Here is a 16676-nt window from a genome sequence, read left to right as displayed (position 1 = left end):
TCCTCGTTTTGTTTAAAAGTTACCCATGCTGTTGTCACTAATAGACTGAATATCCATAATGGCAAAAACCAGTAACATGAGAGACATGACAAGAAATATCAGCATAATTAAACGAATCACGTTTGCCCGTTTCTTTACACGTTGAAGTGTTTGACTAAGCCATCGTTGACCATAATTGCTGATTAGCTCTGTTGCGCCATCTCCCTGTAATAAAGACAGGAAGTTGGCTGCTTCCCTGGATGGGAACTGATAACCGCACTGACGCAAAGCCAGTCCAAGATGATCCCCCTGGCGGACGCGGTAAATAATGCTGTCAAGACGTGTGCTTAACCATGGTGATGCAAACTCCTGAAGAATGTTTAGTGAGTTGAGCGTCGTCATTTTGGCTTTCAGAAGTGCAGCCATATTCAGGAGAAATGTTGCTCCCTGTATATCCTGATAAATACTCCATGGCATTATCTTGTCGGCAAAAGTACGAACACTGTCAGGGCTTTTCCAGTTTGGCAGAGACCATGATATTAAACCTATGATCACTGCAAAAAGAACGGCACATATAGCGCCGTAATTATCGACAAAAACAGATAATCCATAAAGAAAACCAAGAGCACCACTCCATGAATCGGGGGAACTTATTTTGCTCAGTTCAGGTATTAGCTCTGTATTCAGAACATATAATGTCCCCGTCATCATGATTAACAATCCCACCGGATAAATAGCCATTTGCCATATAGCCTGATGGATTTGTTCTTTTGCATCTGTAAGAGTGGTGGCGAATTGCAGTGCATCCACAATTGAACCACTTCTTATCCCGGCGCTGATTACTGCGGCCTCTTCCTGAGGAACCCATAAACTAAGAGTATATTCCAGAGAGTTTTCGCCACTGTTTTCACGAAGAGACTCAATGCAGTCTGTGGCCAGTTCAGCAAAGGGATGCCATTTTCGTCCAAAGTCTGTCCAGGCATCCCGCATCTGTTCCAGTGCGGTCTTTAATGGCTGTTTATTTTCCAGCAGAAAACGCAGGGCTTCGTAAAACTGCACCCTGTAGGGGGCGCTGAACGTTTTTCTGACAATGAAACGCCTCAGCCGTTGACTGAAATTCATTTCACGCATGTTGTTCTCCTGTTAGACATCATCGATGCTGAGGCGCTCGTCTTCGTCCAGAGGGATGATTCTGTCGGCTTCAAGAGGGTCTACCAGACCTTCATTGATACGGCGAAGAAGATGCTCTACACGACTGATGCCTTTCATGTTTTCCAGCCAGTATTTACGTGCTGCAACTTTGCCGCGTGTTTTCAGAATCTGAAATAAGCGGTTATCAGGTTCTATCACCTCAGCAATTACAGTCCTGCCGGTGAGGCCTTTACCTATTTCACCGCGCTTTCTGCCGTTAATGATTACGTCGTGATTACATTCAGAGCATCCGTGAGGATTTCGGAACCAGATATTATCTGTACTGCAGAGTGAATCTTTATTGCAGTGCCGCTCAAGGTAATCACGCTCGTCGTCGCTAAGTTCAGGTGCTCGCGTTTCCCATGGAATACGGCAGGAGGGACACAGAGTTGGTACAAGGCGCTGGCTGATCATCCCAATCAGTAATTGCGCATCGCAAATAAGATCGGCATTCATACCCATCGTAATCATCCGCTCCGGTATACCCAGAGCTGAGTTTGTATGTAATGTCGTCAGAACTATGTGCCCGGTCTGTGCCGCGTAGGTGGTTGACATCATCGAGATAAGATCGCGCATTTCCCCTTCCATGATGGCATCAGGGTCAAGTCGCATTGCCGATGAAATAGCCCGACTCCATGCCAGTTTGACGGCATCTTCGTCGGATTTGTCGCAGATAATCGGAGTCTGTGTTGCTCCCAGTATCTGTCCTTCCAGCGGATCTTCGATTGTTAGCAGGTGTCGCCCCTGATTATCGTCAAGATATACACGGCAGGCGCTGCGTAACGTTGTCGATTTACCGGAACCGGTTGGACCTGACAGGACTATTTTTCCTTCCGGGCGGCGCAGCATTATGTTCAGCAACCGGATTTGTTCCGGGATAAAGCCCAGTTGTTTAAACGTGGGAACTTTATCTCCGTCATCGGGTATCAGGCGCATAACTGCAATCAGACCGTCTCCCGTAGGTCTGTGACTGTAGCGTGCACCAAATATTCCTATTTTTCGCATTAATTGTGGGGACAGGCGCGCATCCTGTTCCCTTTGAGGGAAGAAACTGGTTTCAGTGACATCAGCCATTGACAGAATGGCTGTTGCGCAAAGTGAATAGCCCAGTGCTGGTTGATCTTCATCTACAGTCTGCAGTTCACCGAATATTCTCATGCGAACTTTGAAAATAGACTCTGAAATTAAGAAATGAATATCTGAAGCACCAAGTTTTCTGGCCGTTTCAAAATAAGATAGAACTTTCTTCTCACTTTCACTGACATCAGCAAGGTCTTTCAGATGAATAATTCGTTCTTTCGGGCCTCTGTTTTTCTCATCCTGACCAGCCTCCTGTAACTCCGACAACGAAACTACTTTTGGGTTGATATCCGGATATAATTTTAGCAGCTCCTGGAGATTACTTTGTACGTCAGGCCTTGTTCGCTGGTTTGTTTCTATAAGAATTTCATGGGTGTCTCCCCGGGATATAAAAAGGAGAGCATCCTTCAGATTATATTTATCCATATCACATCACTCAGAAAGTAAGGGTGGTGCCATCACTTAACGTGACGCCAGACAATGAGATCGACTTCACCGTGACGGATGTACCCGGAAGCTGGCTGCCAGTGGTGACGCTTGTCTGACGTCCATCAGCCATGCGAAGAACGGCATGAAGACGTTTATCTTTGCCGTTTATTTCCATAATAACGGGCAATTCCTTTCTGTTTTTAGATGTCGGCTGCTCTGAAACTGATGGCAAAGAGGCAGTCACACCAGAGAAACCTGAAATAGTTTCAGATGACAGATTAACATCTGATTCTTCGAGTTGTTTCTGTAGCTGTGCGCCCTGAACTTTTGCCTGTAAAAGAATATTCCGGTTTTGTTGTGCTTCAAGTTCTCCTATTGTGACAAGAGGTTGTGTTGTTGCAAATGAAAAACCGGAGAAGAAAAATATGGATGGAATAATGAGTAATTTACCTGGACGCATAAATATGACCTTCTGAGGAATAACTGAAAGTACCGCCGTTTAATTCAAAATGGATATTGCTCAGACGAACGCCGGTATCCTGAAATAAAGGGAACAACTCATCAGGATTTACAGGCGTTGATAAACTGAACTGATATTCTTTCCATTTCTGAACAGGGGCTGGTTCACCATCGTTACCTGGTAATGGTTCCGGTATGGCTATTTCATTAATGGCCGGCGTTAACTGTTTTTTCTGAAACCACGTGAACACCCGCATCAGTTGTTCTGAGGGGGCAGGGACTGCCTCATCCCTGCGGGGCAGGGAAGGCAGTGGCCGGGTTACAGAAGCCAGGCGTGCACCATCTTTAAGGTTAAAGTCAGGAATAACATGAAAGATTTCTTTGCTTCTTGCCAGAAAGCCTTCAATAGTTCCTCCTGGCTGTCGTTCGTAAATCAGTGTGAATGTCTCGGGAGTACATGTTCCACCGGTAAGTTTCCAGCCTTCCAGTGCGACCGGTGATGGTTTTCGAAGGTCCGCGCAGGCTTTCAGAAAATCACTGATTACAGGTTGTGAAGCCCATGGATGCGGGAGCTCCGGTGGTGGTTCGGGCTTTTTAAACTGTAATCTTGCCCGTGCAGCTATCTCCTCGGGCGTCGGTACGACATCTGGCTCTGGCTGAGTCATCCAGAATACAGTGCCTGCGCCGGCTGCTACTAAAAACAGTACGGCAGGCAGTGTGAATTTGCTGCGATTGCCGACAGTAAGTTTGCAACGGCGGAGGTCTGCTGATGATAACCGGGTAATAATACTTTCCCAGTTATCAGGATGTTCCAGAGACGATACAACCTGCCATTTTTCGGGGGGCTCTTCGTTCATCGCCAGAAAAAGGCTGACCTTTTGGGCAACGTCGGCATCATTTCCTGATAAGTCAGCCATAACGGCAGGCTGGCCATTAATGGAAGCAAGGAATAAGAGCTCCTTATCGCTGTACCGGAAGACACCGTATCCATTTCTGACCCATGAGCAGAAAGCCAGTGCCAGGGAAAAATAATGATTGCATTCTGGCCTGGTCAGTATTCCTGTGCCGGTAAGGCGGCTGATCTTTCCACGGGAATTTCTGCTGCCTACAGTCACTTTCAGAGAGGTAAGCCGTCTGGATTTTACATGGGGCTTGTGTTTCTGATGAGAAGGGACTCGCTGTTTTTTTACGACAGGACTCCATTTAAGACAGGCTGCCCACACGCGATGATTTACTTTAGGATCTGCGAGAAGCACAACCGGGTTGATATCTTCATCAGCCATTGTTGCCTCCTGACGGGAAAGTCGGGGTAATGATGATTACAAGCGTGCTGCGTTCATTTTTCCCGGTTTGTGAACCACCAAATAATGGATTTGCTGGCGTAAACGTACCGGCTTTACTTGTCGTCGTATTGTTCTGATCGAAACCAGTAACGACAAGTGATTGCCCTTCTTTCAGATTGACCTTCTGGCTCAGTGAACGCAGTTTGGTATACGGCATTTCGATGTAACTGTTTCCGTCTTTTGACGTAAAGCTACGGATTGTTGGGGGATCTGACAGATTAAAATTCATCTGCAACTGGAGATTGCCCGTTTTCTGAATTAAAGGTAGCAGGGTCATATTGAATCCGGTGGTGATCATGCCCGGCGTTAATGTTGTTGTTGCTCCTACATCCGTAGTCGTTGTTGTTGCTGACTGGGCGACGTAAACCGTCTGATCTGCCATCTGGATAGGTACCGGCGTCAGGTTTGTGACAGTGCTTTCTTGTGAAGTCACAACACTGACATCGCCCTGTTCACTCAGCGCTTTAATCAGAAGACTGGAACCGCTGAATTTGGCGGCATTCCCTGTTGCCGTATCCAGAATTGATACGCCTGCAGATGTAGCGCCTGTAAAATCTCCGCTTGCATTGTTCAACGTTGCTCCGGCGGAATGTAGCGATTTATAAACAAGGTTCCAGTCCAGACCGAACTGTTCGTTTCTGGTATTGCTGACGCTCAGAACCTGTACGTTCAGGGCTACCTGGCGGTTCATAATACTGTTTTGTTCGTCCACATATCGTGCGACGGCTTCCTGGACAGCTGGAGTATCAGTGACAGTCAGCGTTGAGCTCGATGCAGATAACCAGTAACGGCCTTTTTCTGGTGTCAGCATTGCTTCAATAGTTTTCCGGATATCTTCATACAGATCGTATTCCTGACCAACGGTTGTGCTCTGAGAGGATGTTGCATCACCGGATGCTGAGTTATCCTGGCCTCCTGTTGCCCCCATTGTGCTTGTTGAGCCAGAGCTGACACTGGAACTGCTGCTGGTTTTGGTGTTCAGCATATGAAGTGGATACGTTCTGGTTTCAGTCAGGTAGAATACAATCCGACCATTATCCATGCGCCAGTACAGACCACTCCGGCTGGCCATCAGATCCAGAAGACCATTGATATCTCCCTGCCACATGAGGTTATTCAGCGTTAATGGCTGAGTGGAGGTAGTCATTGTTGTGCTGCCCAGGCTGCTTAACGGTAGACGTCCATTTTCATCTGGTGCTGGTAGTGTTCCTGTCATCTGGCGGGTAGCGCCTCCTTCAAGAGTTGAATTGGCTGCGTCAGGCGTGATGATCACAGGGATGCCGCATACGGCAGTAATACGTTGCCCCAGTTCCTGCAGAGTGATCTCTCCTTTTCTTGCCTGCGTGATGTAGCAGGCCGGAGCTGTTTGTTTTTTCTCTCTTGATACCTGAGCGACCGGAACAGGGTTTATCCATTGATTATCGAGCCAGGTGAGAGCCTGCGATTTACGGGCCGAAAGGGCTGATACCTTTTCCCGTGCATGTGCTGAGTCTTCCTGTGCTTTTTTCTGCATTTTGTTGATTTCGCTGAAAGTACATCCGGAGATGGAAAGAGCGACGGCGATCATGCAGGGGAGCACCGCCAGCTTCATTGAACGCTGGTGTGATTTTTTCATGAATATATCCAGATTAGTTAACGTAGACGACAGAACCAGCAGTAATGCCTGCCGGGGGTGTCAGACCGGTTGCAGTTCCTGATAGCCAGGTGAGTTGCCCGTTTTGGAAGATCCCTATTAGTGCAGAACCACGACTTTTTGAACGCAAAGTTTCAACAAGTCCTGGTTGTTCAGGCATCCATACCCACAGACGCCCCTGTTGTAACTGATGTTTAATTCGGGAGTCCGGAGTGACAGGGAGAGCCAGTTTATCTGAGGAAATTACTCCGTCCTGCTGGCCTGATACGTATCTGATATCATTGATTCTGTTAGCAATCATTAGTATCTGACTTGCCCATACAGACGCACTTGCATATTGCTGGGCGTTTGTGGTTTCAGACATCTTCTGATTCTGGTAGCTACCAGTGATAATCAGAATGGTCAGGCCGACGGCCATGACCAGCCATCCCATTAGCGACCATCCCTTGTATCAGAAACTGTAATGATGCACTGCATGCGAGAAGCCTGTGCGTATAAAGGTTTTTGCGCAGTCCGATATAACTCAAATACCTGCTCCATGGCTGATTCAAATGATCCCCGGAACATTAAAGGCGCATCCAGACGGTAATCGGTTACAGAAAGTGGCCATATGACCATCCAGTGCGTTGATGCCATGCTTTCGCATTTTGTTTCTTCTGCCCACTTAATAATGTTCTCTCTTAATGTGGTGCCTGCCGGCGCACGCCACTCTTTACCCTGAGATACCGGTTTGACAGGCGTCCCGGTCATGAGCGGGATAGACTTGACTGTGGAGCCGGTTGGAGTCGGGGGGGCGGCGGGGGTTGACGAAGATACGCTGTTTCCTCTGAATGGATTTCGTGGTTTATTCTGGCTATTTGCTGTTGTTGGAGATTCAGGGGAAGTGGATGTGGTTACCATGGCTGCTGGCGAGATAGTGGTTGCCGTGTCCTGTGCCGGTGCAGCAGCTGATGTTGTGACGGTCAACGTTTTATTATCCCAGTCCAGATGGCCCCATAGGTGTTGTTCTTCCAGCAACCGATTCAGAGAACGGGTCCACTGATCATTGGCAGACCATGAAACCAGTTTGGTATTCAGCTTGGGCGTGGCTGCATTCTCTTGTCTGAATTTCCATCCTTCCGGTAGTAATGTTTTTATCCACTGACTGACGGTCCGGTTACGGGCCGTCGGCGATAGTGTTACAGGGGCGCTACCAGGCTTGCCTGTAATGATTAACCGGGAGAAATTCTGACTTATTGTTGGTGAAGGTAACGGTCGGGATTCGCTAACAGGCTGTGCTGTTTTTACTGTCTCTGGCACGCTGACTCTCGGGGGGGGAGTTATTTTAGGTGGAGAAAGACGTTGTTGCGTAAGTGCCAGAACGCCAGCACTTTCACTGATTTGTCCGTCAACAAAAACCAGAGCAGGCGTATCTGATGGTGCCACGTTATTGCTGCCGGAAATTCCGGCACAGCCGGACAATAATGACGGCAGTATAAGTGTCAGACAGTTTTTTTTCATAACGGAGACTCCGTGTTCGTATATACGTGTTTGTTAATTGGTGTGAGGCGGCTGGAGAGGACGAATGACGACTGTCATTCCGTCCGAATGCAAATGCGGGAGAGACCACTGAAATAAGAGATATACAAAAGGAATTGATAATTTTTCATACAGACTTGTTTTCCGTGGGCATGTAATAACAGAGAAATTCAAACCATAAGATTCCAGTCTCTTTATAAGTTTATTTATTCTTGCAGGAGTAAAGAGATGTGAATGCATAACAATGGTTTCATCATTATTAATTGCTTTTGATATCAGAGAAAGTAACACATCCCAGTGTTTCCTCATTGACTCCGGACAACGTGTATCGGCATAGGGGCTAAGATGTATGCTTGATTCTTTACTGCCTTTTTTTTTGCAAAGAATGTGAAGTTGTATTTAGATACAGACCTTACGATAAGAAGCACGCATCTGAAAAGTAGTGGGGAAAAGCAAATAATAACCACTATACAGAAATATAATATATAAGATAGTGATATGTGGTCAGTGTATAGATAACGGAAGTATTGCCACGGGGTAGTGATGTACAGGCAAAACGTACACCAAAGTAACCATAGATATAATGGTACGTTATTATTTTTCATGTTAGTTGATGCCGGCGACTAAGATAACAGAGTAAGGGGGATTAACTGTTTAATTCTTTGGAACGAAAAAATGCAGTTCCTGAACATCACACACCATTATTTCCACTGGCTTACCATTTTTATCCAGTAAATTTGGATTGGTTTCAAAAGATTTGCAGTTGTTTTTACTTTTAAATGAATCAAGGTACAGGGTGTTAATGTCAGATTCGTCATCTGTTGTTTCTCTTGAAATCATACTGTTTTCTATCACCACATTTTCATGTATCTCATTTGGCATTTTGTACTGTTGCAAATATTGTTGGCGGCGGATGCGTGCCTGTTCACTGCTTTCTATGAACACCAACGTGATGATTGCCCCGTACATGAAAATCAGGAAAACCCAGAAGTCTTTTGGTATCTTCCAAAAAAGTGCGGACAGTTTGTTATCTGATGAAATTAAAATCGGAAAAAGGATTGCAAAGACAATCAAAATCGCGATGGTTAATTTAAATAAAAACGGCATGGTCCCCTCCTGTTTTGACGAGGTCTTTTGTTTTTGTTGTTTTTACGACAGCCAGTCCTGCAGGTGCTGATGGCGGGAGCGGCTACCCTTGCGCCAGCGGCAGTGGCTACCGGGTGCACGTTCCAGGCGGAACAGAAATCGGTTGTTGCATAGTACCACCACAAGGCAGTTATCCGGCGTGCAGAAGCGTCGGGCAAGCTCATCGGGATCTGTCTGTGTTTTCGTTGAAAACAGCTTGCGTTTGCAGTGCGTGTCGACGACCAGTACCTGTAGTCGTCCGGGATGTTGCTGTGGCATCAAAGACTCCTTTCGGAACGGGAAAAGAAGCAGCTGTACCGTCGTAACTGCACGTACCGGTTGCGAAAAAACGGCACAAGCGAGTAGTGACAGAAAGAATCCCGGGAACGGCAGAAAGGGTGGTACAGGCTGCGAAGACGGGTCACGGGGTGTGTCGGGAATTAACGCATGTGAGGCGTGATGAGAGTGACGCTCTTTTTGCCAGCGTCATCTACGTTGATTTTCATGGATGTTTTCCTGTCGGAAATCGTGTTGCTCTTATAACTGTTATTCCCTGTTTCCAGAATCGTTTTTCAGGGTCAGAATGACGATACCACAGCGGGGATTTATGTGAGGCACTTTCCACTGAGATAAGATTCTGCTGACGATGAGGATGCGGAACATGACGCTATTCATGGCGGATTCCCTTCGTTCCACGGTTACATCCAGCCCTTTTCGGCGCAGAGAGCAAATCAGCTTTTGTGTCCTGGCTTCAGTCAGAAGATGGGATTTCATGTAGATACGTTTCTTCTGGCGTAATAAGGGGGGCAGCTTTTCGAGTAATTGCTTGAAGTGTTTTTTTATCGCCTTCTTTGAGGAAGTATCTGCGAGTGCGCTCAGGAAAACACATACTGTGTGATTGTCAGACATGTCTTTGGTTTTAAAACTATTTTTCCTAAATATTATTCTAAGCAGAATGAAAAACGGACGGACTAACAGCGGGAGAGCTATCATCCCCAATATCTCTACTAGCGTCCATATGTTCATCTGGTACAAGCCATCCTTGCAGAGCAAAATCGCTATAATGCACCAGACGCTATACATAGCTAATGGAATACGATATTGGAGTTTCATGTATTGCTCTTCCTCAGTGTAATGTGATAGTCGTCTGCTCCTGTGTTGCACCCCAGACATCTTCTGGCAGGCTGGGCAGCCCGATAAATAGGGTGTGAAAGAGGGTTTCTCTGCGTTCGATCCCGAATTGATGTTCGTATCCTCTCACCACCTGAAATCCTTCGTCGGAGAATATTAACTCTGCCGTTTCCAGAAGCTGCATAGTTTTGCGGTGTAGTGGAGTGATCAGCTGCAACGTAACTGGTGCCCTCATATCGCCTGTCGGTAGAAAACACTCTTCGGTGCGACTTAGTTGTAGCAGATGACGTTTCCCGGAACAGGCCCGTTCAATGGATTCATTGAACACCCTCTCAGGCCATGGGCAGACATATGTGCGCCAGCCTGCTTTCTGTAATTTACCCAGTGCAGCCCGAAAACGAAACAACGGACATTCCCCGACAGTGGCAGAGCTGAGAAAGAGCGTATTCAGCGTTCCGATGATGGGAATATTGCGATCTTTTTCGGTCAATGCTTTTAACGCCATGATTTCGCCAGGGAGACTACGGAACTCAGGATGTCTGCTGGCACCAGAAAGCCATTCAAGCAGGTAATGCCGTAATCCGGTTTCACTGGTTATATTGTGGTTTTCCTGTGCCGTTTTCAGGGCATTCAGTGCACACCAGAGCAACTGGCGCACGGGATGTTCTGTCGTGGTCATGCGAATGTCCTACTGTGAGATGAAAAGAAGACCGGTATCCGTTCTCTCCGCCACACGTGATGGCACGGGCCGGCCTTTGATAAAACGAATCAATACTCTGGGGTGAAGCCTTTTATTTCTTTCGCCATTAAGAAATACACGGTTCCATCAAAAGACAGGGGGAGTCCATGGTGGGGATGGCTTCGTGCAGGCTTCACTCCGGAATATTCTCTTGAATTGAAAAAAGCCCGGCCCGAAGGCCGGGAAATACTGGCTATGGGATGTTTACAAGGCGCTCCATAAAGCCGTGATGTTCGGCATTTGATACCAGTTCCAGGAGCAGGGATATCCTCGACTCAGGCTGGAGAGTATTTTCCATTCTGAGGAGATACTGATATTGTGCTTTTGTCAGCCATATGCTGGAAGCCGCATTCAGCTCTTCCCTGGCTCCCGGATTTAGCACAGGGTCCGGGTAAATCTTCATTAATCCATCAACAATATCTTTATTGACGGGTTTTATTTCACCGCCAAACTTCACGAAATCAATGAAGGCGCTATGTCGACGTAATGCTGATACTGGGTGAATGTCAAAATTAGCCAGAATAAAAAAGTACCCTGGAAAAATAGCGAATATTCTTTCACGGTAACAGCACCTGGAGTCTGCCCGTCTTATCTTTCTTGTTATTAATGGAGTCCATGGTACGACGTTTTGCTCATTCAGCCATGAGAATAAAGATTCTCTGTTTTTGCCGGCTGTATTATATTGCGCAAGATACCAGTTCCGGTTATTCAGGTGTTCTATATTCACGAAGTTCAACGCTCCGCGCAAAACCGATCCATGATGGACGATTTTGCGATGTCAGGCGAATATGCTAAATCATATGTCTGAAGCAGTGTCCAGCCCATATCTGGATAAACTGCAGTTCTGACAGGCATATAACCAGCAGACTCTAGTACGTTCTGTATCGGTGATTTGGCGAACTCACAGATAAAGAACGGCTAAGCACTAATATCAGCAATACAGTGGCACAGTATTGTGATACGCGAAATAAAACATCAGCACGTCAGTTCAGAGTAAGGTCGCCATATATCGGGCATGAGCCAGATACAAATAACTGGGACACCGTCTGAAGTGATTTGCTTTATTAAAGTAACTTGTGCTTGGTGTTTATGTTTATCAATTTGGGATCGCCTGTAAAGTGCAAAATGCAATTTCCATGAAAGTGTCCCCTTTAATGGGGACACCTGTTCACATTTTTTCGTTTTCTTTAGCTGTATTGCTAATCATGAAAACGAAAGTTCGCATCAGCACAGCAGAGCGAAGTGCATCATATCCTTCCAGATTTAAATTCTTCAGGCTTCGCTTCAGGTAGGTTCGTACCGTTTCGGGAGAAAGCCGACAGTTCTGAGCAATGGCGTCGTAAGGAACACCCATTGCGTAAAAAACGCAGACTTTAAGCTGGTTTGTTGATAGCTCGGGAAACATGCCTTCCAACAGAGTGATGGCCGGGAGTTTCTGTATCATTTGAGGTGACATAGCAACAGTCTCCGATGACAACTAAAAACGCTATCACCGAGTTCCTACGCTCATTGGTGATAGCCCAGACGGGGGTAGGAATACCGGCGTCATCGGAAACCGGCCAGGCTAATGCCTGCCCCGCCTGAGCTACCATAGAAGACGACAAGAAATACGAATTCCTGTCTTTATGGTATGGCAAAAAACGACGCCAAATGAAGAAATTAACTTCTGCGCCGACGATGACTACGCGGGTTCCTACGCCCGATCACAGTTTTGCCTGTGACCAGTAAAGGGTACTTAGTATAACTTACCGAGTCAACTAACAGCTTAAAAAATATACAAAAAAGCGTCAAAACTTAACGCTCCGCGCCGAAGCGATCCAGGCATGATGCTTCTGCTTTGTGGCGTTCGAACATGCTGGTCCATATGCACGAAACGGTGTCTGACCCTCGTCCAGACAATCCGCAGTTCTGACGAACATATGAACAAATATGCTCTTGTAGAGGCTGTTGTTACACAATTGGCGGGCTGTGTAACAAATGGTTTTATTATCTAAGAATCATTCTATTTACGATCGAATGATCTACAAAATGATTTTTTAAAGGTTTTTTAGATCGTTTAATTGCCTTAAAACAGAATATTATTCTGTTGGGTGGATCGGTTGTAAGATAAATGATCGTGAGTAGGACAAAAGTCGATCTTTTAATCCAAAAGAAGGATCTAAAGCAGAAAAATCTGCTTTTAAAAATAGATTTTGTTTTTTTGACGCAGGTCAAGATTAACTCATTAGAGGTATCAGTGAGGAGGCACTGGAAGAGAAGAGATCGTTGTAATGCTTTTCAAATTAACGTAAAGCGGGTATATTTCGGCTGTTATTAGCTGTGCAGAGGGTGGCACTCTGTGGAGCAAGCGGCGAAAGCCGGACGGCAGAATGCGCCATAAGGCATTCAGGAGAGATGGCATGTACGGACAGTAAGTCAGAAGACTGAAGATGTTCCGGAAGCCATAAAAGGAAAACCCCCACAATCTTTCGACGAACTTGGCGGGACGCAGAAAGATAGTGGGGGCCTCACAGAATACGGGTAAAGTATAATGAAACCGTACCAGAGATTCAACCCTGTGCAGTGTATAAATACACGGCACAATCGCTCCGCCATAAGCGACAGCTTGTGGCAGGTCTGAAGAATACTCCATATAACGCAGTACACTGGAGTCAGTTAGCACCCGAAGAGCAGATCCGTTTCTGGGAAGACTATGAAGCGGGAAGGGCGACCACTTTCCTGGTTGAACCGGAAAGGAAGCGCACGAAGCGCCGTCGCGGTGAGCACTCCACCAAACCCAAATGCGAAAATCCGTCCTGGTATCGTCCTGAGCGCTATAAGGCGCTGAGCGGGCAGCTCGGGCACGCCTACAACCGTCTGGTGAAAAAGGACCCGGTGACCGGCGAGCAGAGCCTGCGCATGCACATGTCTCTGCATCCTTTTTACGTGCAGAAACGAACGTATGCCGGTCGCAAATATGCTTTCCGTCCGGAAAAACAACGCCTCCTCGATGCCATCTGGCCGGTTCTGGTCAGCTTCAGTGATGCGGGCACACATACCGTAGGCATGAGTGTTTCCCGTCTGGCCAGAGAAATCAGCCCGAAAGACAGCAAGGGGAAGGTTATTCCGGAACTGGAAGTGACGGTCTCCCGCCTTTCCCGTTTGCTGGCCGAACAGGTACGTTTTGGTGTGCTGGGTGTTTCAGAGGAAACCCTGTGGGACCGTGAAACCCGCCAGCGTCTGCCACGTTACGTCTGGATAACACCGGCAGGCTGGCAGATGCTGGGTGTCGACATGGTAAAACTTCACGAACAGCAGCAGAAACGACTGCGTGAAAGTGAAATCCGCCAGCAGCTCATTCGGGAAGGTGTTCTGCGTGAGGATGAAGATATCTCCGTACATGCGGCCAGAAAACGCTGGTATCTGCAGCGCAGCCAGGATGCACTGAAACACCGTCGTGCAAAAGCGGCAGCCAGTAAGCGCGCCAGACGCCTGAAGAAACTGCCTGCCGACCAGCAGATTCATGAGATGGCAGAGTATCTCAGGAAGCGTCTGCCGCCGGATGAAGCCTATTTTTGTTCCGATGACCATCTGAAGCGACTGGCCATCAGGGAGTTGCGTCAGCTTGAACTGACGCTGGCTGCGCCACCGCCGCACTAGACAGCACCATTCCTTCAGCACTGAATCATCGCCAGCCCCTTCGGGGCTTTCGGCGCAGGTATCGCTCAGCCCAAAATCCGTAGTAGTCACCTTAAATCCCCTCAGAGGGGCATATATGCCCATAAAACCACGCATCAGTCATCAGAACGTGGTCACGTCGTTTCAGTTATCCACATAAATCCGCAAACAAAGAACTTTAAGAAGCTGCAAGCCTAAAACAGCAAACCTGCAATATAGTCTTAACCCCATTATTTAATCCCCTGCGTTGCTTCGCCGCAGGGAAAATCTTTATCTCTGAGGCCACTCTGAACAAATACAAAGAGGTCTTCGCTTGCAGCGGCCAAGGCCGCGCCGCTCAGAATTTAAAAGCACCTCCCACGCTAACGCGCGGGCCCCGAACCTCACCGTTCTGAAACCACCGCGAAAACATCAAGAATAAAAAACACCACATAAACGCAGCACCGTGCCCACCCCTCATAACTGAAAAGCGAGGCCGCCCCCGCCCGAAGGGCGGGAACAACATCGCTTTTAATTATGAATGTTGTAACTATATCCCATCGTGCCTGTTAGTGTTCTGGCTAAAAGTCCCCAGTACACGCTCGTAAGCGGCCCTCACGGCCCGCTAACGCGGAGATACGCCCCGACTTCGGGTAAACCCTCGTCGGGACCACTCCGACCGCGCACAGAAGCTCTCTCATGGCTGAAAGCGGATATGGCTTAGCAGGACTGGGGGTGGGTAAGGTGAAATCTATCAATCAGTACCGGCTTACGCCGGGCTTCGGCGGTTTTACTCCGGTATCATATGCAACAATGGAGTGCCGCCTTCCATGCCGTTTACACGGCATACAGTGCATTGTGCTCATCTGATAAAAGGAAAATACCCTTCTGGATAATTCGGTTTTGTTAATACTGATGATATTTCCATCAGTATAGATAGAAAATCATATAACCTGTATTCTTGTTTAATAAACAGATATATTTATCTGTTTATTTTCGTATATGCAGGTACCCACTTAGCTGGGTCTGAAAGCTGGAATTGCCTGTAATCCAACGCCGGAAATCTGACAATGCTCGGTCTGTTCAAACTGGTCAGGTTTCCGGCAACTATCCCCATGCTGGAATCATGGGGTTTCTTTACTGTATCACTCCTTCCTGAACGCTTCCGCTGATTGATGGACATAAAATATCATCTATTTACCCTCCTGATTTTCGAGCATAAGTATCCAACTGTAGCTCTCAGCCACATTAGTAATAAATAGTTCGTACGTGTTAACCGGATACAGTATTTGTGGATGAGTGCTATGACTGAGTTTATCAACCCGGTTGGTGAGTCTGTCTGGTAGAACTCTCAGAACATGGTGCTGATACGCTTTCTGTGCAACACCGTTCAGACAGCACGCAGGTCTCTTTCCGTATGGTTATTATCCGTCTCTGCCAGATCGACCTCACTGTAATAACTGAGTGCGCCCATCTGATTCAGAACATAGCTGAACACTTTTTCCAGTCTGAATTTACTCGACTGTGTGGCATTTTTCTCTATCCTCGCATGTTGCGAAGCCAGTAATGGTTTGAGCCACACCTGCCTGATAGTCAGTTGTTCTGGTTCTGGTAATCCGCGAATTTCACAATGCTGTACGGTATCATTGATATATTTTATTTTCCCGCTGTTGCACTTTTGCTACGGATGTACACATCGTGGATTTTCGTCAGCGATTCTCCTTCACGTTAAGCACTGAACTGCCGATCGTAATCTGTAAACATATCCTCCTGCTGGATACACTGGAAGTGGCGAAGGTGTTGATCCGGATATTTTTTACCTGCAGATCCGGTAAGTTCATGAGCCACGCTGCCGGGGCGCTGTTCACCCGTTTCTCTGCCTGTTCAGAGGGGCCTTTCCAGTTTAGCTATGCGAATGAGGTATTCATGACGGTACAATATTACCTTCTGTATTAAGACGAGATTTTTCGTAAGCGCATCATTTAAACCGTCTTTCGCCTCCCTTTCCTGTTTCCGATACAAATGTCCATTTTCGCAGTAAAAGGACATTTAAGATGAATGCACGAAAGGCGGTACTGGCAGATAATCCGGAATTGATCCTGCGTGTGCTACAGCTGAGATTTGACGAGTCACTGTCGTACCCGCGCATTTCTGCGCAGACTGGTGTCAGCAAAACCGCCATTTTTTCTCTGGTGAGGCTATTTCACCAGGTATTCACTGACTGGCCTCTTTCCGGTGAATATTCCTGCGGGCAACTGGCCCGGGCTCTTTTCCCGGGGCGATACCCTTCAGCCCCGACCGTGACTCAGCCTGTGAAAGCAGAGAAACCCCGCCGGAACCGATTTTCAACGGAGTTTAAATGGAGACTTGTTCAGCAAACTCTTTTACCCGGTGCCTGTGTCGCACAAATAGC

Annotated in this window: 16 protein-coding genes and 2 pseudogenes; 2 read left to right on the top strand and 16 right to left on the bottom strand. The window is 47.2% G+C overall.

What is annotated here, in order from left to right:
* Window positions 1–12: 12 nt before the first annotated feature.
* From HEM79_RS14955 to HEM79_RS23055, 15 genes and pseudogenes are all read right to left on the bottom strand, one after another.
* Window positions 13–1110 (bottom strand): type II secretion system F family protein, encoded by a 1098-nt coding sequence (locus HEM79_RS14955; protein ID WP_024247703.1) that lies wholly within the window; start codon window positions 1108–1110, stop codon window positions 13–15.
* 12 nt (window positions 1111–1122) lie between these two features.
* Entirely contained in the window at window positions 1123–2676 is a 1554-nt protein-coding gene (locus tag HEM79_RS14950; RefSeq protein ID WP_023166903.1) for a GspE/PulE family protein, read from the bottom strand.
* Window positions 2677–2686: 10 nt separating this feature from the next.
* Window positions 2687–3139 (bottom strand): type IV pilus biogenesis protein PilP, encoded by a 453-nt coding sequence (gene pilP, locus HEM79_RS14945; protein WP_001247330.1) that lies wholly within the window; start codon window positions 3137–3139, stop codon window positions 2687–2689.
* Complete coding sequence (gene pilO2 / locus HEM79_RS14940; protein ID WP_000752770.1) at window positions 3126–4421, bottom strand: type 4b pilus protein PilO2; 1296 nt, start codon at window positions 4419–4421, stop codon at window positions 3126–3128. Before pilO2 ends, pilP begins: the two co-directional genes overlap by 14 nt.
* Window positions 4414–6096: a PilN family type IVB pilus formation outer membrane protein gene (pilN, locus tag HEM79_RS14935; RefSeq protein ID WP_000748143.1), complete on the bottom strand. Its 1683-nt coding sequence runs from the start codon at window positions 6094–6096 to the stop codon at window positions 4414–4416. The genes pilO2 and pilN overlap by 8 nt, the downstream gene beginning before the upstream one ends.
* Before the next feature lie 13 nt (window positions 6097–6109).
* Window positions 6110–6547 (bottom strand): type IV pilus biogenesis protein PilM, encoded by a 438-nt coding sequence (pilM, locus tag HEM79_RS14930; RefSeq protein WP_000539807.1) that lies wholly within the window; start codon window positions 6545–6547, stop codon window positions 6110–6112.
* Window positions 6547–7614, bottom strand: coding sequence for a type IV pilus biogenesis lipoprotein PilL (pilL, locus tag HEM79_RS14925; protein ID WP_069896523.1), 1068 nt, complete (start codon window positions 7612–7614; stop codon window positions 6547–6549). Before pilL ends, pilM begins: the two co-directional genes overlap by 1 nt.
* A gap of 33 nt (window positions 7615–7647) precedes the next feature.
* Window positions 7648–8237, bottom strand: a pseudogene (locus HEM79_RS22910) (pili assembly chaperone).
* A gap of 49 nt (window positions 8238–8286) precedes the next feature.
* Entirely contained in the window at window positions 8287–8739 is a 453-nt protein-coding gene (locus HEM79_RS14920) for a hypothetical protein (protein ID WP_001116157.1), read from the bottom strand.
* A 42-nt stretch (window positions 8740–8781) separates the two neighbouring features.
* Window positions 8782–9036 (bottom strand): PilI type IV pilus biogenesis protein, encoded by a 255-nt coding sequence (locus HEM79_RS14915; protein ID WP_001136192.1) that lies wholly within the window; start codon window positions 9034–9036, stop codon window positions 8782–8784.
* 267 nt (window positions 9037–9303) lie between these two features.
* Window positions 9304–9870: a protein TraD gene (gene traD / locus HEM79_RS14910; RefSeq protein ID WP_000776429.1), complete on the bottom strand. Its 567-nt coding sequence runs from the start codon at window positions 9868–9870 to the stop codon at window positions 9304–9306.
* A 13-nt stretch (window positions 9871–9883) separates the two neighbouring features.
* On the bottom strand, window positions 9884–10567 hold the full coding sequence (locus HEM79_RS14905; RefSeq protein ID WP_000213859.1) for a conjugal transfer protein TraC: 684 nt from the start codon (window positions 10565–10567) through the stop codon (window positions 9884–9886).
* 253 nt (window positions 10568–10820) lie between these two features.
* Entirely contained in the window at window positions 10821–11354 is a 534-nt protein-coding gene (locus HEM79_RS14900; protein WP_001303319.1) for a transcription termination/antitermination NusG family protein, read from the bottom strand.
* A 441-nt stretch (window positions 11355–11795) separates the two neighbouring features.
* On the bottom strand, window positions 11796–12083 hold the full coding sequence (locus HEM79_RS14895) for a helix-turn-helix transcriptional regulator (protein ID WP_000074855.1): 288 nt from the start codon (window positions 12081–12083) through the stop codon (window positions 11796–11798).
* Window positions 12001–12231, bottom strand: a complete 231-nt coding sequence (locus HEM79_RS23055) for an ash family protein (protein ID WP_235658126.1) — start codon at window positions 12229–12231, stop codon at window positions 12001–12003. Before HEM79_RS23055 ends, HEM79_RS14895 begins: the two co-directional genes overlap by 83 nt.
* 1003 nt (window positions 12232–13234) lie before the next feature.
* Between HEM79_RS23055 and repA the strand changes: the two genes are divergently transcribed.
* Window positions 13235–14266 (top strand): plasmid replication initiator RepA, encoded by a 1032-nt coding sequence (gene repA / locus HEM79_RS14885; protein WP_000907867.1) that lies wholly within the window; start codon window positions 13235–13237, stop codon window positions 14264–14266.
* 1387 nt (window positions 14267–15653) lie between these two features.
* Here repA and HEM79_RS23050 read toward each other — a convergent pair.
* Window positions 15654–15887, bottom strand: a complete 234-nt coding sequence (locus tag HEM79_RS23050) for an IS66 family transposase (RefSeq protein WP_367227034.1) — start codon at window positions 15885–15887, stop codon at window positions 15654–15656.
* Between the two features lie 430 nt (window positions 15888–16317).
* Between HEM79_RS23050 and HEM79_RS14875 the strand changes: the two are divergent.
* Window positions 16318–16676 (top strand): annotated as a pseudogene (locus tag HEM79_RS14875) (IS66-like element accessory protein TnpA); the annotation flags it as partial.

This window comes from Escherichia sp. 93.0816 (assembly GCF_013368855.2).
Taxonomy (GTDB): Bacteria; Pseudomonadota; Gammaproteobacteria; order Enterobacterales; family Enterobacteriaceae; genus Escherichia; species Escherichia ruysiae.
Note: the sequence above shows the minus strand (reverse complement) of the source record. Positions and strands in the feature narration are given on the sequence as shown.